Origin of the sequence: Geomonas silvestris (assembly GCF_014193515.1) — a bacterium.
Taxonomy (GTDB): Bacteria; Desulfobacterota; Desulfuromonadia; order Geobacterales; family Geobacteraceae; genus Geomonas; species Geomonas silvestris.
On sequence record NZ_BLXX01000008.1, the window covers coordinates 117,877 to 143,545 of the forward strand.

Here is a 25,669-nt window from a genome sequence, read left to right on the forward strand (position 1 = left end):
AGCTTGCGTGTGCCGGTGTTTTGAAGAGTTGACGTATCTGCTTTGAAGTTTTTCTGGAGGGTCCCACCATGGTGCTGCGTCCGCTGCTGTTCTCCCTGATCTTCTTGGTTCTTCTCGCCACGGCCGTTCAGGCTTCCGGCGATCCCGTCCTCGTCGCCTCGCAGATAAGCTCCGTAACGGTGTACGCCGACCAGGCACAGGTAACCCGGAAGGGAAGCGTCAACCTGAAGGCCGGCCTCAACCTGGTGAGCATCGACAACCTGCCACTCACCTTGAACCAGGAATCGTTGCGGGTCTCAGGAAAAGGGACCGGCGTGGCGCGCATTGCGGGTCTCACCGTGAAGCCGGTATTCCTGGAGCGGCTCCAGGAGCAGCGCATCCGCGAGCTGGAGGAGCAGGTCGAGGTAGTGCAGCGCAAGGTGGCAACCCTGGAGGCGCGCCGCAAGGGGCTCTCCGCACAGAAGGCGTTTCTCGAGTCGATCCGGGTGGGCTGGGGCGAGCGGATCTCCAAGGAGCTGGGACAGGGGAAGCCGGCCACCGGCGAGTTGAACGAGGCGGCGAGATTCGTGGGTGATGGGGTTGGCAAGGTGGAAGAGAGCATCTACGACACCGATGCCGCCAAGAAGCCGCTGCAGGAGAGGATCAACGCGCTCAAGCAGGAGCTGGAGCAGGCCAAGGGGAACCGCAGCAAGGAGGTGCGCAACGTCGAGGTCGCCATCGAGGCGGAGCGTCCGATGAGCTTCGACCTCGAGCTGAGCTATCTGGTCAGCGATGCGCACTGGATCCCGACCTACGATCTGCGCCTCAACGCCGAGGGGACCGCGGCAGAGCTTACCTACCGGGCCCAGGTCTGGCAGCTGACCGGGGAGGCCTGGCCCAAGGTCAGGCTGGCGCTCTCCAGCGCGCGTCCCGAGGCGGGTGGCGCGCCGCCCGAGCTTTTCCCGTGGCACGTCGGCTTCTACCAGCCCCCCATCCCGCTGCCGCGTCCGGCCGCCAAAAGGGCGCTTACCTTTGGTGCCGCCGCTCCCCCCGAAGCGCAGGCGCTGGAGGCAGTGGACGGTGCAGCTCCCCGCCCGGCCCCGGCACGCCCGGTGGAGGCGGAGCTCGCCGAAGGGCAGACCTCGGTCCTCTTCGGGGTGCCCCAGCCGGTGGACATCCCGGCTGACGGCAGCCGCACCGGCACGGTCATCGCGCTGGCCACCCTCCCGGTAAGCGCCGAGTACCAGGCGACCCCGAAGCTCTCGCCGCGGGTCTATCTGAAGTCCGAGGTGACCAACGCGTCCAACTACCCGCTGCTGGCAGGCGAGGTGAACATCTTCAACGATGCGGTCTTTACCGGGAAGAGCCTGCTGAAAACCGTGGCCGCCGGCGAGAAGTTCGATCTCTTTTTCGGGGCCGACGACCGCGTCAAGGTGAAGCGCGAGGTCAACCGGGTCGGCAAGCAGGGAGGGATCCTGGGCAACAGCCGGATCAGCTACCGGGTGAGCGTCGAACTGGACAACTTCAAGAAGCAGCCGATCCGCCTGTCTCTTTTGGACCAGCTGCCGCTTGCGGGGAACGAAGAGATCAAGGTGAAGCTCGAGGAGGAAAAGCCCGCACCCGACGAGCGCAAGCCCGACGGCACGCTGGTCTGGAAGCTCAACCTGGCCCCCGGGGAGAAGAAGAAGCTCAGCTACGACATAGTGATCGAGTACCCGAAGGGGCGCACACTCACTGGTGCCGAATAGAGGGAGGTTAGACAACGCCGCGCGGTGCTGTACACTAGCAGGACCTTTCATCTTCAGTCCGTTACGGTTACAGCACAGTACCAGAAGCACTGAAGTAGAGAAAGGGAGTTCGGTTAAGTCAGGGAGGTCGACATGAAAGACAATCTTGCCGCCGGCATTACCCATACCCATACCTTCCGCGTCCCCTTGGAAAAGACGGTGCCGCGGCTCTACCCCGAATCGGCGCTGTTCCGGGAGATGCCCGAGGTCTTCGCCACCGGCTACCTGGTCGGGTTCATCGAGTGGGCCTGCATGGAGGCGCTGCAACCCTTCCTGGACGAAGGGGAGCGCTCGGTCGGGACCATGATCAACGTGAGCCATTCCGCCGCGACGCCGCCGGGGATGGAGGTGACCGCGCAGGTGCGCCTGGTCGAGGTGAACGGCAAGAGGACCCTTTGGGAGGTCGAAGTCCACGACGAAAAGGATCTGATCAGCAAGGGGAGCCACGAGCGCTTCACCATCAACCTGGAACAGTTCAAGGAACGACTCAAGAAAAAAGAGCAGGGATAAAACGGATAAAACCCTAAAACTAACAGGGATGAATGGAATTAACGGGATAAGGCTACTGCAAAACTAACAGGGATAAATGGAATTAACGGGATAAGGCTACTGCAAAACTAACAGGGATAAATGGAATAAGGCAAAACTGGGCCTAAATCCGTTAAGTCCACGTCTAAGTTACGGCATTTGATGTATCCCTTCGTCCCTTTCATCGCATTAATCCCCGTTAGATAAGAGTTTATCCCATCAATCCCATTCATCCCTGTTAGATTAGGTTTTATCCCATTATCCCTGTTTCTTTCACGAAAGGAGCTTATGAGATCATCTGTTATCGCTGTCCTGGTCACCCTGGCCATGCTCTGCCTGGCTTCTGTTTCCCGCGCCGCGCACCTCGACACCTCGTTCGTCTTTTCCACCATCGAGACGGCCAACTTCTCGGTCCACTACCACCAGGGGCTCGAACCTGTGGCGCGTAAGGCGGCGGCCATCGCCGAAGAGGTGCACGATTCGCTCGGCAACCAGTTCGGCTGGCGGCCGGTAGAGAAGACCCAACTGGTGCTGATCGACAACTCCGACTTCACCAACGGGCTCACCACCGCCCTCCCCTACAACTCCATCCTGATCCAGGTGGTACCGCCGGCGCTCGACTCGACCATCGGCGAGTACGACGACTGGCTCAAGGTCCTGATCACCCACGAGTACACCCACATCGTGAACCTCGACCCCTCGCGCGGCTTCTGGCGCACCACGCGCAGCATCTTCGGCAAGTCGATCCCCGGGGCGGATCCTTTCTCCGAACTGGTCTTTTTCCTCTCGGCCCCTCCGAACATCTTCCTCCCCCGCTGGTGGCACGAAGGGATGGCGACCTGGGCCGAGACCGAGTTCAACGGCCAGGGGCGCGGCACCAGCAGCTACTACGACATGGTCTTCCGCATGGCCGTGGCGCAAAACAGGCTCCCCCGGGTGGACCAGATCAACGGCGACGTCCCCTTCTGGCCCTCCGGGAACCTGCGCTACCTCTACGGCTACCGGTTCCAGAAGTTCCTTGCGGACCGCTACGGCAAGGATGCCCTCGGCGTCCTGAACCTGAGCCATGCCGGCCGCTTCCCCTACTTCATCAACGGGGCGCCGGAGCAGTTCTTCGGTAAAAGCTACGACCGGCTCTACAACGACATGCTCCTGGAGCTGCGCGCGGAGCAGCAGAAGAAGATCGCGAAACTCTCCCAAAAGCCGTTTACCCCGACCCTCATCCTGAGCGACCGCGGGGAGCGGCTCACCAACCCGAGGTTCTCTCCCGACGGCAGCCGCCTCGCCTACACCCGGCGCGACCCGCACGACCACACTACGGTGGTGGTCACCGACCGCACCGGCGCGAACCAGGTCGCCGAGTTCCGGCGCCTCCCCTCGGACGGGAACCTGAGCTGGTCGCCGGACGGCTCGAAGCTCTACTTCACCCAGGCAGAGATCAACCGCGGCTTCGACGTCTACCAGGATCTCTACGAGTACGGCATAGCTGAAGACCGGATCACCCGGCTCACCCGCGGCGAGCGGCTCTCCGGTGTCGACGCAAGCCCCGACGGCAGCCGCTTCGTGGCGGTGGCGAGCAACCGCGGCAGCCAGAACCTGGTTCTCTTGGAGCGCGACCTGAAGCCGCGCCAGCTTACCCGCTACAGCGACCAGAGGGTCTCGAACCCGCGCTGGTCGCCGGACGGCAGCAGCGTCTGCTATGCCCTGCGCGACAACGCCGGCCACAGCTCGCTGCACCTTTTCCGCGTGGCGACCGGTGAGGACTCCACCCTGTTCAGCGCCCCCTTCAGCGTGGACCAGCCGAGCTGGTCGCGCGACGGCTCCTTCATCGTCTATGTCTCCGACGAGACGGGGGTCTTCAACCTCTTCGCCTTCCGGCTCGCCGACCGGCAGAGCTACCAGGTGAGCCACCTCCTGGGGGGAGCGCTCCAGCCTGGCCTCGCCCCCGACGGCAAGGCCGCAGTCTTCTCAAGTTACGAAAGCCGCGGCTTCCGGATCGCCCAGCTAGCATTCGATCCCGGGAACTTCAGCACGGAGCGGGGCCCCTCCCTGCCGCTTACCCGCAAGCTCCCGGTCGAGCAGGCAGGCCCGGCAACCGGCGCGCCGGTAAACCAGCAGCAGGCAACAGCCCCCGCGGCACCTGGGGGCGCGACTCGCGCGCCGAGCGCTGCGGCTGCGGCCGCTGTGGCCACGACTTCCGAACCGGCCCTTCCGGCGGTGACCGGCGCCCCCTACCGGGCCTGGCCTACCCTGCTGCCACACTTCTGGCTCCCCCGGCTGACCGGCGACGGTTCCGACTCCCCGGTCCTCGGGGTCTTCACCGCGGGGGCCGACGTGCTCGGCTACCAGTCCTACGCCCTTTCGGCCGATTACAGCTTCGGGAGAGAGCGCGGCTATTTCGACCTCATCTACCGCAACGATTACTTCTACCCGACCTACACGCTGCTCGGGCACGTGCAGCCGGTCCTCTACGGCAACCTGCAGCAGCGCGGCGACTACTGGGAGCTCGACCAGGGGTTCACCGCCCAGGTTTCCTACCCGATCAACTTCCTGGAATCGCGCTACCTCTTAACCGGCGGCTACCAGTTCGAAGACCAGAGCGCGCTCACCGGCCTGAGCCCGTCGGGGAGGTTCAACGGGCTCAACGTCTTCCAGGGGAGGCGCACCAACCTCTTCGCCGGGCTCATCATCGACAACGCCTTAAGCTACCCCTACTCGATTTCCCCCGAGGAAGGGCGCACCGTCGACCTCACCTACCGCCGCTTCGACCGGGCCTTCGGGGGCGACCTGGACTACTCCCAGCTCGAGGCCCGCTACCAGGAGTATCTGAAGCTCCCCTTCGGCTCAGAACGGCACCAGGTGCTCTACCTGCGCCTGTCCGGCGGCATCGCCGACCTGAGCCAGAGGTACGCGCAGCAGGCCTTCCAGATCGGCGGCGTCCCTTCCGATCTGAACCCGTACCCGGTGCGCGGCTACCCGTCCCGCTCCCAGACCGGTAAGTTCGTGGCCACCGGCACCGCGGAGTACCGGGCGCCGCTCTTCTACCCGATGGCCGGCCCCGGCACCGGTCCGGTGTTCGCCGAGAAACTGCACGGGGCCCTCTTCGTCGACGCGGGCGAAGTCTGGGACGACCAGAACCATTTCGACACCGACCGGCTCAAGGTCGGGATCGGCGCCGAGGCCCGCCTGGACCTCACCCTGGGATACTGGCTCAAGGTGACGCCGGCGCTCGGCGTTGCACACGGCTTCCGCGCCGGAGGAGAAAACCAGGTATACTTAACGATATACGTCAACCTGTAGGGCGGCCGGGCACTGTCAAAGCCGACGCCCTCACACAGAGGAGGATAAGGCTATGAGAGTCATCGTCGTGGGAGCAACCGGCACCATCGGCAAAGCTGTCGCCAAGCTCCTGAGCGCAGAACACGAGGTAGTGAAGGTTGCCTCGAAAAGCGGGGACATCCGCGCCGACATCACCAGCAAGGAATCGCTGCATAAGCTCTTCAAGGAGGTGGGTCCGTTCGATGCGCTGATCTGCGCGGCCGGCGTGGCGCGCTTCGCACCGCTCACCGAGTTAAGCGATGCGGACTTCCAGCTCGGCCTGGACAGCAAGCTCATGGGGCAGGTGAACCTGGTGCGAGTGGCCTTGAACCACATCAAGGACCAGGGGTCCATCACCCTCACCAGCGGCGTCTTGAGCCAGCAGCCGATGCCGGGAAGCAGTTCGATCAGCATGATCAACGCGGGCATCGAGGGTTTCGTCCGGGCGGCGGCGCTGGAGATGCCCCGCGGCATCCGGATCAACGTGGTGAGCCCGCCGTGGGTGAAAGAGACCTTGCTGGCCCTGGGGATGGACACCTCGCTGGGGATTCCGGCGGAACGTGTGGCCGAGGCGTACCGCTCCAGCATTTCCGGGGCGCGCAGCGGTATCGTCATCAATGCGAGGGATTTTGCCTGACTGGGAGGGAGCAGATGCAGGAACGGGAGAGTATCTACGACATCGAGGTGACGAGCCTCGAAGGCGAGCGCCAGACCCTGGAGCAGTACCGCGGCAAGGTGCTGCTCATCGTCAACGTGGCCAGCAAGTGCGGCTTCACCCCCCAGTACGCGGGGCTGGAAGAGCTCTACCGCAGCTACCGCGACCGGGGTCTGGTGGTGCTCGGCTTTCCCTGCGACCAGTTCGGGCACCAGGAACCGGGAGACGCCGAGGAGATCCGCTCCTTCTGCTCCCTCACCTACCAGGTGAGCTTCCCGATGTTCGCCAAAATCGAGGTGAACGGCCCGGGGACCCACCCGCTCTACCGGCTGCTCAAGTCGGCACAGAAGGGGCTTTTGGGGAGCGAGGCCATCAAGTGGAACTTCACCAAGTTCCTGGTGGACCGCGGCGGAGAGGTGGTGCAGCGCTACGCGCCGACCGCTACCCCGGAAAGCATCGCAAAGGATATCCTCCCCCTGCTCTAGCGGCGTGCGTAAGGAGCCGGGGCAGGCACCATTATTTTTCTTGCATTAGATTTTCGGGTGATTTAATCTGGCAAACTTAGAGTCATCTTACGACCGAATCAGCATTTTACCCACAGGCAGGAGAGAGACAGCACAGCCACCACGGCTTCAACGTATCAAGCCAGCTACCGTGCACGGGGTTTCTCTGCAGCAGACCAGATTCAGCAAACGAGGTCTTCGCGTGACATGAAACAGATTTGTGCGTGGTGCGGCAAGAAATTGAGTGAGAGCGACAGCTCGGGCAAAGGCATCTCCTACGGCATCTGTCTTCCCTGTGCCAATGCGGTCATCATCAACATCCCCAACGACCTCCGGAAATTCCTGGACCTGATTTCCATCCCGGTACTGCTGGTAAGTTTCGAGGGCATCGTCAAGACGGCAAACGACAAGGCCCTGAGCCTGCTCGGCAAGGACGCCTCCCAGTTTGCCGGGCACCGCGCCGGCGAAGTCTTCGAGTGTGCCTACTCGCGGCTCCCCGGCGGCTGCGGCAACACCTACCACTGCTCCGGTTGCGTGATCCGGCGCTCGATCCTGGAGACGCATGCGACCGGAGCGCCGCAGGTCCGGGTACCGGCGACGCTCATGCAGCACGCTCCGGATCACCCCCAGGAGGTCCGTTACCTCGTCTCCACCGAGAAGTTCAGCGACTACGTCTTGTTGAAGATCCACGGTGACGAACCGGGTCCCGGCCCCACGTTGGGCTACTGAAACACCTTTTTCGCACCAAAAAAAGACGGCGCAACCTGATGTGGTTGCGCCGTCTTTTTTGTCTAGTGCTGCCGCAGGACCGTCAGCTGCGGGAGATCTCTTCCAGGTTGCTCGCGATGATCGTGGCAGTCGCGGCCTGCTCTTCCGAGGCGGTCGCGATCTGGGAGATCACCGTTTCGATCAGCTCGATGGAACCCACGATGTTGGTGAGCGCCTCGTCCGCCTGTTGGGAGAGACTCTCGCCTATCTCGGCCTCGGCCTTCCCCTTCTCGATCGATTCCACCGCAAGACCCGTTTCCTTCTGGATCTCGTTCACCATGAGGCGGATCTCCTTGGTGGAGGCCACGGTCCGGTCCGCGAGGCTGCGCACCTCGTCGGCCACCACCGCGAAGCCGCGCCCCTGCTCGCCGGCGCGCGCCGCCTCGATGGCCGCGTTCAGGGCCAGAAGGTTGGTCTGGTCGGCGATATCGTTGATGACGCTGACAAACTCGCCGATCTTCTCGGACTTGGCCCCCAGGCTCCTGACGATGACGGCGGAGTTGCGCACGATCTCCGCCACCTTCTGCATCTCGAGCACCGCCTGGTTCACCACCTGCTGCCCTTCCCGCGCGCTGTTGGCGACGTTACTTGCCGAATCCGAGGCGTTGGTGGTGTTGTGGGCGACCTCGTTGACGGTGGCGCTCATCTCCTCCATGGCGGTCGCTATCTGCGCCACCTGGATCTCAAGGTACTCCTTGCGCTGCTTCTGCTGGTCGGTCATCGCCTCGATGCGCTTTTCGGCGGTGATGTCGCTCCAGCAGGCCATGTAGCAGATCACCTTGTTCGGGTTGAGCTGGTCCCAGATCGGGTAGGCCGTGGTACGCAAGGTGCGCTCGCCGATGGGGATTTCGGCGCGGTGCGGCATATCGTTGCGCGGCGCGGCGAAGATCTTCCTGATGCGGGCCGGGTCCTTGTGGAACTGGTGGATCGAGTTCCCGGCCGCCTGGGCGACGTCCGCCCCGCGCAACCCGGCATTGAGTTCGCCGCGGTGTTGGCTGAACAGCTCTTTGGACCGGCTGTTCATGTAAAAGATCTTGTTCTCCGGCGTGGTGTCGCAGAGCATGACGATGTTGTCGACGTTGTCGAACATCTGCAGCAGCTTCGCGATCTCCGCCTTTTTCTCCTCCAACTCCTGGATGTTGAACCCTCCGAAAAGTCCCATCAGCATTCTCCTTGATCGGTTTGGGTGGTCTCTAAGCTAACGAGAGGCCGCAGTGTTCGGTAACGCGCTCTGACATCCACCACTTCGGATGCAGGAACACTCCTACAGCTTTTTTCGGCAGGCTCGCAAAAAGCTTGAGTGTTTCCTGCGGGTTCAGCAAAAAAAGCCGCCATGCGCCGCGCGGTACCGGTAGCAGCGCTGACCGTCACCAAACCGGCAGGGAGTCCGCATGGGCAACCGCCTCGGTTCCCGGTACTGCGCCACTGCGGGTAAGGCGCCTGGGTGGGTCGCCATGGGCCGGGTCGGGACTGAAAAAGTGGCAGCTGTTGCGTCCGAGTTGCTTGCTGCAGTACATGGCGGTACCGGCCTTGAGGAGCTGCTGTTCCTTGGTCTCGCCATCTTCCGGAAAGAGGCTCACCCCGATGCTGGCCCCCAGGAAGCAGACCTGCCCCTGCAGGTCGAACGGCTCGAGCAGTGCGCTGGAGATCCGCTCGGCTACGCGCGCAGCATCCTCCCGGCCGGCGATTTTCGAGAGGATCACCACGAACTCGCCCCCGTCCAGGCGCGCCACCGTGTCGGTTTCCCGCAGGCACGACTTAAGCCGCACCGCAACCTCCTTCAGGATCAGGTCACCGTAGTAGTGCCCGAACTCCTCGTTCGCCTCGCTGAAGCGGTCCAGGTCGATGAACAACAGGGCGAAGCGGGCCCCGTCGCGCTTCCCCTGCAGGATCAGCTGGTCCAGGCGGTCGTAGAAGAAGCTGCGGCTGGGAAGCGCGGTCAGCTCGTCGTAGTGCGCCATCCGCTCCAGGCGCTGCACTGCGGCCTTGCGTTCGGTGATGTCGCGAAAGATGATCTGGAAGGCGGGGCTTCCTTCCTGGCCGAAGGGGTGCGCGGTGACTTCGACGTCGACCGGTACGCCGTCCAGGCGGAGAAACTTCTCCTCCATCCAGGGGACCTCGATACTGCGCTCTTCCAGAAGCCGCAACCGTTCCAGGAACACCTGGTGGTAGTGCGGGTGGACGAACTCCAGGATCTCTCTCCCCAACAGATCGTCGCTGCCGGATGCCGCAAGGATCTTGAGCCCTGCGGGGTTGATGTATTCAAAGCGCCCGTCCCGGTAAAGCGTGATGCCGTAGGGGGAAAGATCGACAAGGTCGCGGTAGCGCTCCAACTGCCGCAGCCCCGGACCCCGCCGAGGGCGCTCCAGGGCCTGGCCGAGCACCCCGGGGAGCATTTCCAGGTAGGTTTGCTGGTCATCGACCACCAGGTAGTCAACCGCCCCTAGTTTGAGCGCGGCGACCGCCACCGCTTCGCTTCCCTCCCCGGTGACCATGACGGCTGGGGGAGCCGGATCTCGATCCGCCAACCGGCGCAGCACCTCGAGCCCATCCAGGTTGGCGGGTCGGTACCCGAGCACGACGGCGCGGTAGCGTGCAGCTTTGAGTGCCTCGAAACATCCGTCGCTGTCGGCGACCGTATCGACGAGGTAGGAGAAGCGCTCCAGGTGGTGTTTCAGCAGGTGGGCGAGTTCGGCGTTGTTTTCGAGGTGAAGGATTCGGGTCGGCGTGAGGCTGCCAGAGTTGTGGCGCACATTGTCATGAAGCATGTCATTCTCCAACCGGTGCAACTGCTGCAGGCGCGATGCTGCCGGGCCCAGACGAACATCAGGCGCGGTTTTCCAGGTTAACAATCTATCGGCGAATTCCGTCAGAGCTTGAGCGGATTTAGCCGGGGAGAGCGTTAGAAAAGGTTGCAGTCGGGAGAGCCTAGCAAGAACGGATCGTTGCGGGAGGATGTAGTGCCGGGGTGGAACGGGGGGGAAGCGTCAACGCCTGGCGAGCCTCAGTCGGGAGCGCAGCGCTCGAACCTCGGAACGGCTCGCCCCTCCACCAGCACCGACTCGAGAAACATCTCCAGGGGGCGTACCCATAGCCCCTGGTCGCCGTAGAGTTGCTGGTACACCACCATCAGTTCCTCGGTTTCGCTGTGGCGGGCAACGCCGATCACCTGGTAGGAATTGCCTTTGTAGTGCCGGTACCGGCCGGGTTGCAGGTGCATGTGTCTTGATCCTTAACGTCGTTGGGTCTGGAGCTGTTGAATCGCAGGGTCGTCGATAACGGGGTCCGCTTGCGGCAGGGCTCCCTCATCACGGTTGAATGACAGCGCCCTGCTCGACCAGGTAGCGCGCGAGGCTTTCGATGTGCCGGTCGTCGGTGCCGCAGCAACCGCCCAGCAGCTGCATCCCCAGGTCCCGACGCAAGGCGGCAACCGAACGCCCGAAAAGTTCCGGGTCCTCCTCGATGAGCTCTGCGCTGTTGTCGAGTTCTTCGGGGGAAAGAGCCGCCGTGTTCGCCAAAAGTCCGACGACGCGCTCCCGAACCAGATCCGACGAGCCCTCAGGGTCGAGGAGCGCGCGGCGGAAAACGCTGGCGTGGGTGCAGTTGATCAGGTAGGCGAGCGGCCTGTGCGGCGAGGAGGCGTCAACCGTGCGGACCGCCTCGTCGAGCGGCGTGCCATCCAGCAGGGTTCCCGCAGGGCGCGCCACGAAACTGACGATGTAGGGGAGCCCGGTTGCCGCCAGAGCCTGCGCCAGCCCGGTCGCCTCGCTCAAAGCCGGCAGCGTCGAGGCGAGCAGCAGATCCACTCCGGATGCCGAGAGCTGCGCTGCCTGCCAGCCGTGGAACTCGCGCGCTTCCGCTACCGTGAGCGCCTGATCGGGTCGGTAAGCGTCGCCGGAACAGCTGAGCAGCCCGCAGATGTACACCCGCTCGGCAAAGGCGCCGCACCCCTTCCTCAACTGGTCCAGGAACCTGAAGTTGTCACCGTTCACATCCCTGTCCTTAAGGCCGGCCGCAGCGATCCGCTCGCGCGAGGCGCGCCAAGTCGGGGTGGAGAGCAAAAGCGGCAGGCCGAAGCGACGCGCAATAGCCAGATATCCGCCACTGATCTCCGCCAGGGCCCGCCTCCCCTGCTCCAGGTAGACGAGATGGGAATTGACCAGGTGCGGGTCCAGCTCGATAGCAGGATCGCGCCGCAGCCTCTCGATCACCGCCCCTTCCCCCAAGATGCAGCGCCCTTGGTGAAGCAGCTCGCTCAAACTGGTAACGGACATGACGACTCCCGCAGAGAAATTGCATGAGTTATCGAGTGAAAAAAACTGCAAACTAGTGCTCAACAATTAGGATCTGGCGCCGAAAAGCAATCAGTAGCTTAAGTTCAGTCCCGGAGGGCCCCATGTCTGTCATTGAATGGAACGATTCGTACGCTGTTGGCTTACCTGAAATCGACGAACACCACCGGCACCTTTTGAGCCTGTTCGACAAGACCTACCAGCTCTTCCTGGAAAAGAAACACAGGTCGGAGTTGGAAGAGGTCATCGACGAACTGATCAATTACGCCACCTACCACTTTGCCGTTGAAGAACGCCTGATGGCAGAGTACCGCTACCCGCAGCGCTCCGCACACCAGCAACTGCACGCATCCTTCATCGACCGGATCACGACGCAGCAGCTCGATTTCTACTCGGGACGAACCACTCTCGCCCTGGAGCTGGTCGTCATGCTGCGCGACTGGATCCTCAACCACATCCTCGAAGCGGACCGCGCCTTCGCGGTGCAGATCCACGCCTGCGAACCAGCCCCTGCAGAAGAGACCGAATCCAACCAGGCGGTGGGCGTCGTTATCACGCTGTAGCGCACACGGTTCAGCGCGATTTTCACGCCTGCATGAATCGTAGGGGCGAATAATCATTTCGCCCGGCGCGCGGCACCTGGTATCGGCAGCTCAGCTCGTAGCAGCTTCCCCCTCACCCCTCCCCTCTCCCGCCAGGGGAGAGGGGAGGTAAAAGCCCAGGCGTCAGATGGTTGCTTTGGTCGCCCTCCGGAACATCTCGAGCACCTTCCCTAGAGCGAGGTGTGCTCGGTCCTTTCGATGATCTCGTTCTGCAGCGCGGCGCTCAGGTCGCAGAAGTAGTCGCTGTAGCCTGCCACCCTGACGATCAGGTCGCGGTGCTCGCTGGGATGCTCCTGCGCCCTGCGCAGCGTCGCTACGTTCACCACGTTGAACTGAACGTGGTGCCCGTCCATCTTGAAGTAGCTGCGCACCAGCCCCGCCAACGCGTCGATCCCCCCCTCCCCTGCCAGCATCCCCGGTGAAAACTTCAGGTTCAGGAGCGTCCCGCCGCTGCGGATGTGGTCCATCTTCCCTGCCGAGCGGATCACCGCGGTCGGCCCGTTGCGGTCGGCCCCCTGCACCGGCGAGATCCCTTCGGAAAGCGGCGTGCCGCTCAGGCGCCCGTCCGAGGTAGCGCCGGTCACCGAACCGAAATAGACATGGCAGGTGGTCGGCAGCATCTCGATCCGGTAGACGCCCCCCTTGGTGTTGGGCTTGCCGTCCACCTCGTTGAAGAAGGCGTCGAAGACGCGGCGCATGAGGTCATCGGCGTAATCGTCGTCGTTGCCGTACTTGTGGGTCTTGTGCAAAAGGCGCTGGCGCAGCGGCTCGTCGCCGGCGAAATTCCGGTCGAGCGCGCCCGCCAGGTCGGCGAGGGAAAGCTGCCCCTCGTCGTAGACCAGCTGCGCGATGGCGGAGAGCGCGTCGGTGATGCTGCCGATCCCCACCCCCTGTATGAAGCTGTTGTTGTAGCGCGCGCCGCCGGCGTTGTAGTCGATGCCGCGGCTCACACAGTCGTCGGTGAGCACCGACAGAAACGGCGCCGGCATGAGGCGGGTGTAGATCATCTCGATGAGCCGGTTGCCGCGGATCTTGATCCCGATGAAGTGGGCGAGCTGCTGCCGGAAGGCCTCGAAGAGCTGGTCGAAGCTCGCGAAGCCGGCCGGATCTCCGGTATGCGGCCCCAGCTGCTCGCCGCTCGCCGGATCGAGGCCGTCGTGCAGGGCCAGTTCCAGGAGCTTCACCAGGTTGAAGTAGCCGGTGAGGATGTAGGCCTCCTTGCCGAAGGCGCCGACCTCCACGCAGCCGCTGCACCCCCCCGCGCGGGCGTCGACCAGGGTTTTCCCCTGGCGCAGCTGTTCCTCCACCACGCTGTCCGCGTTGAAGATGGAGGGGAAGCCGTACCCCTTGCGCACCACCCTCAGCGTGTGCTTCAAGAAGGCGTCGGGCGACTTGCGGGAGAGCTGGATGTTGCTCGAGGGCTGCAGCAGGTGCATCTCGTCGATGATGTCCAAAAGCAGGTGCGACACCTCGTTGCTGCCATCGGAGCCGTCGGGCAAGAGTCCGCCCAGGTTTATGTTGGCGAAATCGGTGTAGGTGCCGCTCTCGGCCGCAGTCACGCCCACCTTGGGGGGCGACGGGTGGTTGTTGAACTTGACGAAAAAGCACTCGAGGAGCTCGCGCGCCGCCTCGCGGGAGAGCGTCCCTTCGGCCAAGCCTTGCTCGAAGAACGGGATGAGGTGCTGGTCCAGGTGACCGGGGCTGAAGGCGTCCCAGCCGTTCAGCTCGGTGATCACGGCCAGGTGGCAGAACCAGTAGGACTGCAGCGCCTCCCAGAAATCGGTCGGGGCGTGCGCCGGCACCCAGCGGCAGTTGGCGGCGATCTTCATAAGCTCCCGCTTGCGCACCGGGTCGCTTGTGGCAGCCGCGGTACTCTCGGCGAGTTTCGCGTGGCGCTCGGCGAAGAGGATCACGGCATCGCAGGAGATGTCCATCGCCTTCAGCTCTTCGCACTTGTCGTAGGCCAGCGGGTCGTTCTGGTAATCGAGTTCCGCCAGGGAACCGGCGATATCCTTTTTGAAGTCGAGCAACCCCTTGCGGTAGATCTTGTCGTCCAGGACGGTGTGCCCCGGGGCGCGCTGCTCCATGAACTCGGTGAAGATCCCCAGACGGTAGGCCTGGTGCCACTCTGCAGGGAGGGCTGCGAAGATCTTCTCCCGAAGCGAGCGGCCGGTCCAGTACGGGATGACCGTCTCGGCATAGGCTGAGAGACAGGCGTCGTCCACCCGGTAGCTCGTCTTGGGGCGCGAGTTGAGGATCTTCAGGTCCTCGACCGAGTGGCAGGTCAGTTCGGGATAGGTCGGCACCAGCTTGGGAGCGGGGCCGCGCTCGCCGACGACCAGCTCCCCTTCCCCCAGGTAGATCGCCTTCTTCTCGCAGAGGTGGTAAAACGACTTGGCCCGCAAGACCGGAACCGACCAGCGCCCCTCGTTCTCCCGGTAGAATTCGGTAAGCAAGAGTGCGCGCTCGGCCGAGATCGCCGGTTCCGCGGCCAGACTTTCCTCGCGCAGTCGACTGGTTCTTCCTGTCATCGCATTACCCTCCGATGTTCGTGGTACAGCCGTGATCCCTGAAGATCCGGGCGAAGTTCTCCAAGGCTTCCGGTGCGGGTGGCGTCACGCCGGTCCGCGCCTGGAGAGGCAGCTCTTTGCCGTAACGTTCCGGCTTCCCCGCCCAGGTCTCGTGGTAGGGGAGCAGCCAGACCTGGCGCACGGCGTGGCGTCCGGCCACGGCCCGGGCGAGCAGCTCCATCTCGGCCGGGTCGTCGTTGAAACCGGGGACCACCGGGATCCGGATCCAGATGTTGCGGTGCAGCGCAGCGAGGCACTCCAGGTTCTTAAGGATCTGGCGGTTGTCGACGCCGGTCCCCTCGAGGTGCCGGGCGGGATCGATGCATTTGAGGTCGTAGAGGAAGAGATCGACCAAGGGGGCGACCTCGAGAAGCGCGTCGGGGCAGCAAAGGCCGGCGGTGTCGACGCAGGTGTGGATCTCGCGGGAGCGGAACGCGGAGAGCAGCGCCTTCAGAAAGTGCGGTTGGGAGAGCGGCTCCCCCCCGGAGAAGGTGACCCCTCCGCCGGAGTCCTCGAAGAACATCCGGTCCCGCAGCACCTGGGAGACCACGTCCTCCACCGACATGGTGCTCCCCACCACGCTGCGCGCCCCGGTCGGGCAGGCCGTGGAGCAGTCGCCGCACAGGACGCAGTGCTCCCGCGGCTTGAGCCCCTCGTGGCAGGAGAGCAGGCAGGCGTCGCAGGCGATGCAGTACGAGGAGGAAATGGCGATTTCGGGGTGGGGGTCCTGGCTTTCGGGGTTGTGGCACCACCAGCAGCGCGCGGGGCAGCCTTTGAGAAAAACGGTGGTCCTGATGCCCGGACCGTCATGCAGGGAATAGCGCTGCAGGTTGAACACGGTACCGGTTGCCACTGGAGTTGCCTGACTGCCGTAGACCAAGGGGACACCTGTCGTTGGGGAGGAACCGTTGCGTCGATTGAAACCGTTGAGTGGTTGGAAACCGTTTAGCTTGTTGAGGACCGTCGAGTGGTCGGAGGAGGGGTCGTTACGACTCCCTGCCCCATTGGCGGCAGAGCCGGTGCACTTAACGACTCAACCAGGTAACGCCTCTCAACGTTGTTTCCCAGCCGTTTAGTAGTGCGGCGGGGGTTCTTCCTCGGAAAGCGGCCGCAATTCGGAAGCCTGCATCCCCCGCAGGTGGTCCTTTATGATCTTCACGTCCAGCATCAGCCGGTCGATGCTGTTCTGCTGTGCGGTCACCACCTCGTTGAGCTGTTCTATGACATGCCCCTGGTGCATGATCAGCATCTCCATATCGGTCAGGCGCTGCTCCATCTGTATCTCCTCGACGCGCACCCGAACCTGGTCGGAAGGCATCTGTCACTCGGTGGAAGGTAACTGGCAACCCCGCGGGAAAACTTCGCCAACCGGGGTTCAAGGTACAAATTTTAACCTGAATCTCACCGTTAGCCAAGACAAAAAACTTCAAAAAGAGAATGCATTCTGCTAAGTTCCCAGTACCGGTACCTATGAGAGATCGGGACAGGAGGAAGCACAGCAATGCCTGATACGCCTAAGTCGAGTGGCGAGCGCCACATCGAGCAGATCATGGAACAACTCGAGCCGGGCTCGGACCGCTATGTCGTCCTGGACAAGGCCAAACAGTTCAAGTCGTCCTGGGTTGAACTGGGCGAGAAGCTCTTGCAGGTGAACAACAAGGGACACTTCCGGGAGTGGGGTTATGGGAGCTTCGAGGAGTACTGCGTGCAGGAGATCCGCATCAAGCGGGGGACGGCCGAGAAGCTCACCATGGCCTACCGCTTCATGGAGAAGGAGGAACCGCAGCTTTTGGCGCCGCGCCAGGAACTGAAGCCGCTCCCCGACTACCGCTCGGTCGACCTCCTGCGCCAGGCCAAGGAGGAGAAGGGGTTCTCCGACGAGGAGTACGGCGAGCTCAGAAAGAGCATCGTCGAGGAGGAGCGCAGCCACCCGACCGTCCTGAAGAAGTTCAAGGAAGTGGCGGCCCTGCGCGAGGAGCCGAACCCGCTCGCCCCCCTGAAGGCGACGCTTTCGGCGGCGCGCCGCCTGGAGTCGTCGCTGCGCTCGCTCGACGAGGTCCCCGCGGGGTTCCTCCCCCAGCTTTCCGAACTGATCACCCACCTGGAAAACCAGGTGGAGGCCGCAGGGAGCGACCCGCAGGGCGAAGCGGGGAATCTTAGGGAGATCTAGCCAGGTTGCTTAAGGCGAATCCCCCCTGTCCCCCCCTTTTGCAAAGTGGGGAACGTGTGGCCAGCCGCAGCGCTTCGTGGAATGGTGCCCTGACCTTCCCGGGAACTCCCGGAAGAACACAAAAAAGGGGCGAGTCACTGGACTCGCCCCTTTTGGTTACGCCTTACTTGTAGTTGTCGTAGAAGAGCTTGGCCGTCACCGCCAGGACCGAGCAGATGAAGACCGGCCGCACGAAGCTGGTCCCCTTCTTGATCACCAGGCGCGCCCCGACCCGGGCCCCCACCGCCTGCCCTGCCCCCATCACCAGACCCGCCCACAAAAGCACGTGCCCGCCCCACACGAACACCACCAGCGACACGATGTTGCTGACGAAGTTGAAGAGCTTGGTATAACCGGTCCCCTTGCGCATGTCGAAGCCGAGCCCCAGCATGATCGAGATCACCCAGAAGGAACCGGTACCCGGCCCGAGGAAGCCGTCGTAGAAGCCGAGCGTGAGCCCCGCCAGGAAGTAAAACCAGCGGCGCGGCAGGCGCGGGTGCACCTCCTCGGCCCCAAGCCTCGGGGTGAAGATGGTGTAGCAGAGGATGGCGAGGAGCAGAAAGGGGATGAACTTCTTCAAGAAGCCGGGATCGATCTGCTGCACCGTGTAGGAGCCGAGGATCGCGCCGAGCGTGGTCCAGAGCACGCCGGGACGGGCATCCCTGAGGTTCACGGTCCCCGCCTTGACGAAGTGGAACATGGCGCTCGCCGAGCCGAAACTGGCCTGGAGCTTGTTGGTACCCAGGGCGTACTGGGGGGGCACCCCGAGCCCCAAAAGGACCGGGATGGTGATGAGGCCGCCACCGCCGGCGATGGAATCGATGAGTCCGGCGACCGCACCGGTGACAAAGAGAATGGGGAAAAGGGACGGGGCAATGGCTACTGCAGAAGAAGCAAACGTCATGGCACTTCCTTGTACGTGGTACCGCCAGCAGGTGCGCCGCACCGGGCGGCAGGTAGTTGATTGTGGCGGGCGTTGCGAAAAAAAGAATCCCCCTGAAGGCCAGGGGGATTCCGGTTCCGGTCTGCTGCCTGAAAACGTGTCAGTCGAGGCTGTCGGAGCCCTGCCGGTCGAGTTTCAAGATAGCCTCCGCCGCAGCCTGCAGGTCCGGGAAGACCGCTACCCCCTCGGGGAGTTTCGCCACCTCGTGGTTTCCGTAGCCGGTCAGCACCAGCATCGGCGTGCACCCGGCGGCGATGCCGGCCTCGATGTCGCCCAGCTTGTCGCCGATCATGAAGGAGGCGGCGAGGTCGATGTCCAGATCTTCGGCCGCCTGTTGCAGCATGCCGGGGAGCGGCTTTCGGCAGCCGCAGTCGGTGCGGTTGTCACCGGTGCCGTGCTCCGGGTGGTGCGGGCAGAAGTAGCAGGCGTCCAGCGAGGCGCCGAAGCTGGCGAGGTCCCGGTGCATGTGCTCGTGGATGTCCGCAAGGGCGGCCTCGTCGTAGTAGCCGCGGGCGATCCCCGACTGGTTGGTCACCACCACCAAAAGGTATCCCGCGTCCTTGAGACACTTCAGGGCCCAGGGGACCCCCGGGATCAACTGAAAATCTGCTGCCTGGCTTAGATACTCGACCTCGACGTTGATGGTACCGTCCCGATCCAGAAAAACCGCCCTGTGCTTTCCCATCAGAAACCTGCTCGCCTTGAATCCGTCCGCAAGGCCGGTTGTGCCGGCGTGCCGGCAGTTGTCGGACCGCGCTACCCGCTACGTTGCGAAGAGCCGGCGCTCCACCAGGTCGCAGAGGATGTGAATGATGGTGATGTGACCTTCCTGGATGCGCGGCGTATCGTTGCTCGGCACGACGAGCGAGAGCTCGGCTACCCCCTTGATGCTGCCGCCGTCCTTGCCCAGAAGCGCAATGGTGCGGCAGCCGCGCTGGGCGGCGCACTCCAGCGCCAATTGGATGTTGGGCGAGTTGCCGCTGGTGGAGATGCCGAAGACCAGGTCACCGGCTTGGGCGTGCGCCTCCACCTGGCGCGAGAAGACCCGGTCGAAACCGTAGTCGTTGCCGATGGCGGTGAGGGCCGAGGTGTCGGTCGAGAGTGCGATGGCCGGCAGCGCGCTCCGCTCCAGTTTGAAGCGCCCCACCATCTCGGCGGCGAAGTGCTGCGCGTCGGCAGCCGAGCCGCCGTTACCCATTACCAGCAGTTTCTTCCCGGCGCGAAAGCCGGCGCAGAGGATTTCCACCACCTCTTCGATCGTGGGCGTGAGATCCCGCTCGATGGCGGCCATGACCTCGCAATGCCTCTGCAGCTGTATCCGGATTTCCTCTTTCACCCTGCCTCCTGCCCGGACCGCCGGTCCCGTGCGTCTTACGTTGTACTTATGTCCCTCGGTCTACAGGTACCCTACCCTGATCCGTTCCGAGAGTTCCGTGAAGGGGAGATAGGCGACGTCCCAAGGGAAAGGGATCCCGTCCACGGCGGCTACGGCCCGTATCCCGGGGTGCTCCACGGTGAGGTGTTCGTAGACCTTGCGCCTTCCCGATTCGGTGGAGAGCAAGGGGAGCCCGACCAGCCTGATGTTCTCGTGGACGTAGCCGAAGCCTTCCTGCTTGGCGGCCTTGTAGAGCGCCGCGGGAAGCAGGACGAAATAGCTGTCGCCGTGGCGCGCCCCCTTCAGGAGCCAGTCGAACTTCTGGCGCAACAGGGTTAGATCCACCCCCTTCGGAACGTGCAGCACGTAGCTCTGTCCCTCGCCCCAGCGCTCCCTGAAGACCTCCTGGCTGTGGTGCAGGATCTCCTCCCGGCGCCGCTCGGAGCCGAGTTGCACCTCTTCCTTGCAGGCCACCGCGGGTCCCGGAACCAGCCAGGTGTAGTACCCCTTGGCGCAGGCCCGCCGGGTGAAGTCCTTGAGGCACCAGGCCGCGCCGTCCAGCGTCTCGTCGAAGCCGCCGATCTCCTGGAAGAGCTCCCGCCTGATCACCAGTGCCGAGAAGTTCCCCGAGGCGATCTCCAGGGGCGTTTCGTACTCCGCGGCCGGCGGGGAGTGCTGCGGCACCAGGATCCCGGCGTCCTGGTGCGCCGCGGCGAAGGCCAAAAGCGGCTCGAGCCACCCCGCGCTTACCAGCGAGGTGCTCTTCAAAAGCGCGATGTACGGCGCCTCGGAGCGCTCCAGGCCGCGGTTGGCCGCGCGCACGAAGCCTATGTTGCTGTCGTCGCGCATCAGCAGGGCACGCTCGTCCAGACCGTCGGCGATCTCCTGCAGCAGGCGCTCGGTCTCCCGCTCGCTGCCGCAGTCCATCATGACGAAGCGGGCGTCCTGCGTGTAGTTGATCAGGTTGACCAGACAGTTTCGGGTATCGGCGGGCTTGTTCCAGACCGGGATAACTATGTCTATCGTGGCAACTGGCATGATGGGTCCTCAGAGTGCCAAAACCGGTAGGAAAACGAAAAGAAAGGACACCTGCCGAAAAGGCAAGGTGTCCTCAGCCGTATCAAGGTAAAGACCGGGCTTGGCGGGTTTCACTCAACCCCAACCTTAACCTCAACCTGCCTTTTAGGTGCTGACCGCCACGTTGCGCAGGAGGGTCAGCTCGTCCAGCACCTTGCCGGAGCCCAGTACGACGCAGGAGAGCGGGTCTTCGGCGGTGACCACCGGGAGCCCGGTCTCTTCGCGCAGCAGGATGTCCAGGTTCCTCAAGAGCGCGCCGCCGCCGGCCAGGACGATCCCCTTGTCAACCAGGTCGGCCGCCAGTTCGGGCGGGGTGCGCTCCAGGCAGTTCCTGACCGCGTCGACGATGGCGGTTACCGGCTCGGAGAGCGCCTCGCGGATCTCGTTGGAGTCGATCTCGGTGGTCTTGGGGATCCCGGAAACCAGGTCGCGCCCCTTAACCTCCATGTGCAGCACCTCGGTCCCCGGGTACGCCTCGCCGATCTCGATCTTGATGAGCTCGGCCATGCGGTCGCCGATCAAGAGGTTGTACTTGCGCTTTATGTACTGGACGATCGCCTCGTCCATCTTGTCGCCGCCCACGCGCACGCTCTTGGTGTACACGATGCCGGCCAGCGAGATGACGGCCACCTCGGTGGTGCCGCCGCCGATGTCGACGATCATGTTGCCCGAGGCCTCGGTGATGGGGAGACCGGCGCCGATCGCCGCCGCCATCGGCTCCTCGATCAGGTACACCTCGCGGGCGCCTGCCGACTCGGCGGACTCCTTCACTGCCCTCTTCTCCACCTGGGTGATCCCGGAGGGGACGCAGATGACGATCCGCGGACGCACCAGGGTCTTTCTGTTGTGCACCTTGTGGATGAAGTAGCGCAGCATCTCCTCGGTGATGTCGAAGTCGGCGATGACCCCGTCTTTCATGGGACGGATTGCGGTTATGGTACCCGGGGTGCGGCCCAGCATCTTCTTGGCCTCCATCCCCACGGCAAGCACCTTCTGCTGCCCGTTCTGCATCTTCTGGACCGCGACCACCGAGGGCTCGCGCACCACGATCCCCTTGCCCTTGAGGTAAACCAGGGTATTGGCAGTGCCAAGGTCAATGGCCAGGTCGTTAGAGAACATGCCGAACAAGGCATCGAAAATCTTGAGCATCGTTGACTCCTTTGAGTATCATCCGGACCCTCGGCCCGATAAAGGACGAAATATAGCAAAAACTCCGCACCCTTGCAACAAAGAAAACCCGGTCTTACGCGAAGAGTCCTACAGGCGTCGTACGCGCCTAACCTCAATCTTCTCTTGCTTTTACCGATCACTTCCCTTATTATTCGCAACTATTCTTTAATGGTCCCGTCCATACTTTTTGGTACAAAGGAGTCGAACTGCAATGCTGGGAATAATGAGGAAGTATCAACAGTCCATCTTGATCAAATTGGTCTTCGGTATCATCGTGCTCTCCTTCATCGGCACGATTTTCCTGGTATGGGGCCGAGGCAGTGACAAGGCGGGCGGCCCGACCGGCTATGCAGCAAAGGTCGACGGCACCAAGATCAGTCTCGACGATTTCCAGAGGAGCTACTACCGCACCCGCGGCATCTACGAGCAGATCTACGGCCGCTCCCTCTCCCCCGAGCTGGAAAAGACCATGGGGATCAAGAAGATGACCATCGACGGCCTGATCGATGCCGTCCTGGTCCGCAAGGCAGCCAAGGAGATGGGGATCAAGGTCTCCAAGGATGAAGTGGCCGCCGAGATCGCCAAGGTCCCGGCCTTCCAGAAAAACGGCGCCTTCGACTTCCAGCAGTACCAGCAGACCCTGAAGATGAACCGGATGACCCCGGAGCAGTTCGAGGACGCGCAGCAGGAAGAGCTGCTGGTCCAAAAAACCCGCAACAAGATCAAAGACCAGGCGACGGTCTCCGACCAGGAGATCCTCCAGGCCTTCAAAAAGCAAAACGACAAGATCGACCTGCAGTACGTCTCCTTCTCCCCCGCCGAGGTGAAGGGCGAGGTGAAGCTTTCCGACAAGGACCTCGAGAGCTACCTGCAGGACCACCAGGCCGAGTTCAAGGCCCCGGAGCAGGTGGCCATCGCCTACGCCGTGGTCTCCCCCGCCCAGTTCGCCGCCAAGGCGAGCGTAACGCCGGAAGAGGCGCAGAACTTCTACCAGAAGAACATCGATCGCTACCAGGGCAAAGGTGGTATACTCCCGTTTGCCGAGGTGAAGGACCAGGTGACCGCCGACGCCGTCAAGGCCAAGGCCGCCAAGGAGGCCTATGAGAAGGCCGCCGACGCCGCCAACAAGTTCCGCACCCAGGGCGACCTGGATGCTGCCGCCGCCGCGCTGGGCGCCAAGGTCGAGAAGACCGGACTCTTCACCCTGCAGGCTCCCCCGGCACAGCTCTCCGGCGAAAAGGAGCTGGTGACCCGTGCCTTTGCCCTGAAGCTGAACGAACTGGGTAGCCCCATCGAAACCCCGAAAGGGATTTACCTGGTGAAGGTGACCGAGCGTAAGCCCGCCCAGGTCCCGCCGCTGGCCCAGATCAAGGGGGCCGTCGAGCAGAAGGCACGCGACGCCAAGGCCGCTGACCTTGCCAAGAAGAAGGCCGAGGATGCCCTGGCCCAGCTCGCCAAGGGTGGTGCGAACCTGAAGGCGACCGGCAGCTTCGGCTACGCGGCGACCGGTGTCATCCCGAACCTCGGGACCTCGCCGGAACTCATGGACGCCGCCTTCACCCTGACCAACGCCGCACCGGTCGCCAAGCAGCCCATCAAGATCGGTGACCGCTGGTACGCCGTGAAGCTCAAGTCCCGCACCGAGGCCCCGACCACGGACCTCGCCCGGCAGTCCGGTACCATCAAGCAGAGCCTGCTGCCGAAAAAACAGCAGGAGGCGCTGGACACCTGGCTCAAGGGGCTCAGGTCCAAGGCGAAGATCGAGATCAACCCGTCGATCGTCGACTAGCCCTCACCTGTCGGACCACGAAAAATCGCACGTCACAGCAAGGTGGAGGATGCCCCGGCATCCTTCACCTTTCACTTTTAGGCCCACGATGGACGCAAAAGGAGACACAGCATGACGACACCGGTACTGAACACCGATTTTCCCGGCCTGAAACTCGCCGCACGCGGCAAGGTGCGCGACATCTACGACCTGGGCGAGCAGCTGCTCATCGTCACCACGGACCGGATTTCCGCCTTCGACGTCATCATGAACGAGGGGATCCCCAACAAGGGGTATGTGCTCACCCAGATCTCAGCCTTCTGGTTCCGCCAGATGGAAGGGATCATCAAGAACCACATCATCTCCACCGAGGTGAAGGACTTCCCGGCCGAGTGCCAGCCCTACGCCGACGTCCTGGCCGGGCGCTCCATGCTGGTCAAGAAGGCCCAGCCTTTGGCAGCGGAGTGCATCGTGCGCGGCTACATCTCCGGCTCGGGGTGGAAGGACTACCAAAAGACCGGCGCCATCTGCGGCATCCAGCTCCCGGCAGGGCTCAAGGAGTCCGACCGCCTCCCCGAACCGATCTTCACCCCCTCCACCAAGGCGGAGCTTGGCACCCACGACGAGAACATCTCCTTCGAGCAGATGTGCGCGATCTGCGGCAAGGAGATCTCCGAGAAGGTGCGCGCGGTAACCCTCGACATCTACAAGAGGGCCCGCGACATCGCCGACGCCAAGGGGATCATCATCGCCGACACCAAGTTCGAGTACGGCATCTACGAGGGTGAGCTCATCATCATCGACGAGTGCATGACCCCGGACTCCAGCCGCTTCTGGCCCAAGGAGAGCTACCAGCCGGGAGGCCCGCAGCCCTCCTTCGACAAGCAGTTCCTGCGCGACTACCTGGAGACCCTGGACTGGGACAAGACCGCTCCGGCCCCGCCGCTTCCCGCCGAGATCGTCCAGAAGACCGGCGAGAAGTACATGGAAGCCCTGGTCAAGCTGACCGGAAAAGGGATCTAATCCCCTCCCCTGCGCCAAAAAGCCCCGCTCAACCGGCGGGGCTTTTTTTTCACTTCCCATCCTGGAGGCACCATGTTCAACAACCTGATCCTGGCAGTCGCCATCCTCGCCGCAGGGGCCGCTTCCCCAACCGAGATTGCCGTGGGGCGCTTCAGCGAGGGAGACCTTTCCGGCTGGACCGATCAGCCTTTCAAGGGGAAGACCAGCTACACCCTGGACAACGGTCACTTGAAGGCCCACAGCGTGAACGCCGGCTCGGGACTCATCAAGAAGTTCAGCGCCGACGTAAAACAGCTGCAGAAGCTCACCTGGAGCTGGAAGATCGATCACTCCCTGCAGCGTGAGGACATCGCCACCAAGAAAGGGGACGACTTCGCCGCGCGCATCTACGTGGTGTTCCCGCGCACCTTCTTCTGGCGCATGCGGGCCATCAACTACGTCTGGGCGCACAAGCTCCCCAAAGGTGGCGAGGCACCGAGCCCCTACACGTCTAATTCGCGGATCATAGCCGTGGAGAGCGGGAACGAGAAAGCGGGGAGCTGGGTTAGCGAGGAGAGGAACGTCTACGAGGACTACCGGAGGATCTTCGGGGAAGAGCCCCCCCGCTTGGGGGGGGTTGCCATCATGACCGACACCGACGACACTCACGATGAGGCCACCGCCTGGTACGGTGACATCACCCTGAGTGCGCCCTGAAACCTACCCTATCATCTTGGAGAGCCGGGAGCGCTCCCGTTCCAGGCGGTGCTCCCCGTCCTGGATCGCCTTCAAGAGCCCCTTCTTGGCGCTGTAGGCCATGTCTTTGCCCGTCTCGAGTATTTCCGAGGCGCGCTCGCCAACCGCTTCGGCCATGTCCGTCACCTGCTCGGTGAAGTCCTCGACGGCGTCCATGGCATTTTGAGTCTTACGGCGCGCCTTCTTGGCCATGCGCGCCACATCCTTGCGGGTCTTGTCGCCGCTTTGCGGGGCGTACAGAAGCGCTACCCCTGCTCCGATCAGGCCGCCTACCAGGAGCATGAGCGCCCCGACCATTGCACTGCTGCTTTCTTCTCTTTCCGACATGGCGGGTCCTCCTTTCTCTATTGTTTGGGGTGAATTTCCT

Annotated in this window: 24 protein-coding genes; 11 read left to right on the forward strand and 13 right to left on the reverse strand. The window is 63.2% G+C overall.

The genetic code is table 11. From position 1 onward, the window contains the following. Nucleotides 1-68: 68 nt before the first annotated feature. The 6 genes from GMST_RS13610 to GMST_RS13635 all read left to right on the forward strand — a co-directional run bounded on the left by GMST_RS13610 (nt 69) and on the right by GMST_RS13635 (nt 7,499). The gene (locus tag GMST_RS13610) at nt 69-1,727 is read left to right on the forward strand and encodes a mucoidy inhibitor MuiA family protein (protein ID WP_183355227.1); all 1,659 of its coding nucleotides are present in this window, start codon (nt 69-71) and stop codon (nt 1,725-1,727) included. 132 nt (nt 1,728-1,859) lie between these two features. Then, complete coding sequence (locus GMST_RS13615; RefSeq protein ID WP_183355228.1) at nt 1,860-2,276, forward strand: thioesterase family protein; 417 nt, start codon at nt 1,860-1,862, stop codon at nt 2,274-2,276. Between the two features lie 306 nt (nt 2,277-2,582). Further along, the gene (locus GMST_RS13620) at nt 2,583-5,594 is read left to right on the forward strand and encodes a BamA/TamA family outer membrane protein (RefSeq protein WP_183355229.1); all 3,012 of its coding nucleotides are present in this window, start codon (nt 2,583-2,585) and stop codon (nt 5,592-5,594) included. 52 nt (nt 5,595-5,646) lie between these two features. Further along, nucleotides 5,647-6,249: a short chain dehydrogenase gene (locus tag GMST_RS13625; protein WP_183355230.1), complete on the forward strand. Its 603-nt coding sequence runs from the start codon at nt 5,647-5,649 to the stop codon at nt 6,247-6,249. Between the two features lie 14 nt (nt 6,250-6,263). Beyond that, nucleotides 6,264-6,752 carry a glutathione peroxidase gene (locus GMST_RS13630; RefSeq protein ID WP_183355231.1) on the forward strand — a complete coding sequence of 163 codons (489 nt, stop codon included), beginning with the start codon at nt 6,264-6,266 and terminating at the stop codon, nt 6,750-6,752. Between the two features lie 225 nt (nt 6,753-6,977). Beyond that, nucleotides 6,978-7,499, forward strand: a complete 522-nt coding sequence (locus GMST_RS13635; RefSeq protein ID WP_183355232.1) for a hypothetical protein — start codon at nt 6,978-6,980, stop codon at nt 7,497-7,499. A gap of 82 nt (nt 7,500-7,581) precedes the next feature. On the opposite strand, the gene GMST_RS13640 is transcribed toward GMST_RS13635, so the two are convergent. The 4 genes from GMST_RS13640 to GMST_RS13655 form a co-directional block, all read right to left on the reverse strand. Beyond that, the gene (locus tag GMST_RS13640) at nt 7,582-8,700 is read right to left on the reverse strand and encodes a methyl-accepting chemotaxis protein (protein ID WP_183355233.1); all 1,119 of its coding nucleotides are present in this window, start codon (nt 8,698-8,700) and stop codon (nt 7,582-7,584) included. A gap of 205 nt (nt 8,701-8,905) precedes the next feature. Continuing rightward, nucleotides 8,906-10,306, reverse strand: a complete 1,401-nt coding sequence (locus tag GMST_RS13645; protein WP_183355234.1) for a diguanylate cyclase domain-containing protein — start codon at nt 10,304-10,306, stop codon at nt 8,906-8,908. Nucleotides 10,307-10,542: 236 nt separating this feature from the next. Beyond that, nucleotides 10,543-10,758: a DUF1653 domain-containing protein gene (locus GMST_RS13650; RefSeq protein ID WP_183355235.1), complete on the reverse strand. Its 216-nt coding sequence runs from the start codon at nt 10,756-10,758 to the stop codon at nt 10,543-10,545. Between the two features lie 88 nt (nt 10,759-10,846). Continuing rightward, nucleotides 10,847-11,812: a homocysteine S-methyltransferase family protein gene (locus tag GMST_RS13655; RefSeq protein WP_183355236.1), complete on the reverse strand. Its 966-nt coding sequence runs from the start codon at nt 11,810-11,812 to the stop codon at nt 10,847-10,849. Between the two features lie 122 nt (nt 11,813-11,934). On the opposite strand from GMST_RS13655, the gene GMST_RS13660 reads away from it, so the two are divergent. After that, the gene (locus GMST_RS13660; RefSeq protein WP_183355237.1) at nt 11,935-12,393 is read left to right on the forward strand and encodes a bacteriohemerythrin; all 459 of its coding nucleotides are present in this window, start codon (nt 11,935-11,937) and stop codon (nt 12,391-12,393) included. Between the two features lie 209 nt (nt 12,394-12,602). Here GMST_RS13660 and hypD read toward each other — a convergent pair whose 3' ends face one another. The 3 genes from hypD to GMST_RS13675 all read right to left on the reverse strand — a co-directional run bounded on the left by hypD (nt 12,603) and on the right by GMST_RS13675 (nt 16,320). Then, a complete protein-coding gene (gene hypD, locus GMST_RS13665; RefSeq protein WP_183355238.1) occupies nt 12,603-14,963 on the reverse strand; it encodes a trans-4-hydroxy-L-proline dehydratase in 2,361 nt (786 codons plus the stop codon). Between the two features lie 4 nt (nt 14,964-14,967). Then, nucleotides 14,968-15,882, reverse strand: coding sequence for a glycyl-radical enzyme activating protein (locus tag GMST_RS13670; RefSeq protein ID WP_246399616.1), 915 nt, complete (start codon nt 15,880-15,882; stop codon nt 14,968-14,970). A 192-nt stretch (nt 15,883-16,074) separates the two neighbouring features. Then, entirely contained in the window at nt 16,075-16,320 is a 246-nt protein-coding gene (locus tag GMST_RS13675) for a SlyX family protein (RefSeq protein WP_246399618.1), read from the reverse strand. A 183-nt stretch (nt 16,321-16,503) separates the two neighbouring features. Between GMST_RS13675 and GMST_RS13680 the strand changes: the two genes are divergently transcribed. Then, nucleotides 16,504-17,172 carry a hypothetical protein gene (locus GMST_RS13680; RefSeq protein ID WP_183355239.1) on the forward strand — a complete coding sequence of 223 codons (669 nt, stop codon included), beginning with the start codon at nt 16,504-16,506 and terminating at the stop codon, nt 17,170-17,172. Between the two features lie 163 nt (nt 17,173-17,335). Here GMST_RS13680 and GMST_RS13685 read toward each other — a convergent pair whose 3' ends face one another. The 5 genes from GMST_RS13685 to GMST_RS13705 form a co-directional block, all read right to left on the reverse strand. Further along, nucleotides 17,336-18,115 carry a TSUP family transporter gene (locus GMST_RS13685; protein ID WP_183355240.1) on the reverse strand — a complete coding sequence of 260 codons (780 nt, stop codon included), beginning with the start codon at nt 18,113-18,115 and terminating at the stop codon, nt 17,336-17,338. Between the two features lie 139 nt (nt 18,116-18,254). Beyond that, a complete protein-coding gene (gene gmhB, locus GMST_RS13690) occupies nt 18,255-18,839 on the reverse strand; it encodes a D-glycero-beta-D-manno-heptose 1,7-bisphosphate 7-phosphatase (RefSeq protein WP_183355241.1) in 585 nt (194 codons plus the stop codon). Between the two features lie 78 nt (nt 18,840-18,917). Further along, a complete protein-coding gene (gene gmhA / locus GMST_RS13695; RefSeq protein ID WP_183355242.1) occupies nt 18,918-19,490 on the reverse strand; it encodes a D-sedoheptulose 7-phosphate isomerase in 573 nt (190 codons plus the stop codon). A gap of 60 nt (nt 19,491-19,550) precedes the next feature. Beyond that, a complete protein-coding gene (locus GMST_RS13700; protein WP_183355243.1) occupies nt 19,551-20,567 on the reverse strand; it encodes a glycosyltransferase family 2 protein in 1,017 nt (338 codons plus the stop codon). Nucleotides 20,568-20,711: 144 nt separating this feature from the next. Next, entirely contained in the window at nt 20,712-21,755 is a 1,044-nt protein-coding gene (locus GMST_RS13705; protein ID WP_183355244.1) for a rod shape-determining protein, read from the reverse strand. A gap of 232 nt (nt 21,756-21,987) precedes the next feature. On the opposite strand from GMST_RS13705, the gene GMST_RS13710 reads away from it, so the two are divergent. The 3 genes from GMST_RS13710 (at nt 21,988) to GMST_RS13720 (ending at nt 25,263) form a co-directional block, all read left to right on the forward strand. Beyond that, nucleotides 21,988-23,565, forward strand: coding sequence for a peptidylprolyl isomerase (locus GMST_RS13710; protein ID WP_183355245.1), 1,578 nt, complete (start codon nt 21,988-21,990; stop codon nt 23,563-23,565). Nucleotides 23,566-23,676: 111 nt separating this feature from the next. After that, nucleotides 23,677-24,567 (forward strand): phosphoribosylaminoimidazolesuccinocarboxamide synthase, encoded by an 891-nt coding sequence (locus GMST_RS13715; protein WP_183355246.1) that lies wholly within the window; start codon nt 23,677-23,679, stop codon nt 24,565-24,567. Between the two features lie 72 nt (nt 24,568-24,639). After that, the gene (locus GMST_RS13720; protein ID WP_183355247.1) at nt 24,640-25,263 is read left to right on the forward strand and encodes a DUF3047 domain-containing protein; all 624 of its coding nucleotides are present in this window, start codon (nt 24,640-24,642) and stop codon (nt 25,261-25,263) included. Nucleotides 25,264-25,266: 3 nt separating this feature from the next. Here the strand turns inward: GMST_RS13720 and GMST_RS13725 are convergent, their stop codons facing one another. After that, on the reverse strand, nt 25,267-25,629 hold the full coding sequence (locus GMST_RS13725; RefSeq protein WP_183355248.1) for a YtxH domain-containing protein: 363 nt from the start codon (nt 25,627-25,629) through the stop codon (nt 25,267-25,269). Nucleotides 25,630-25,669 lie beyond the last annotated feature (40 nt).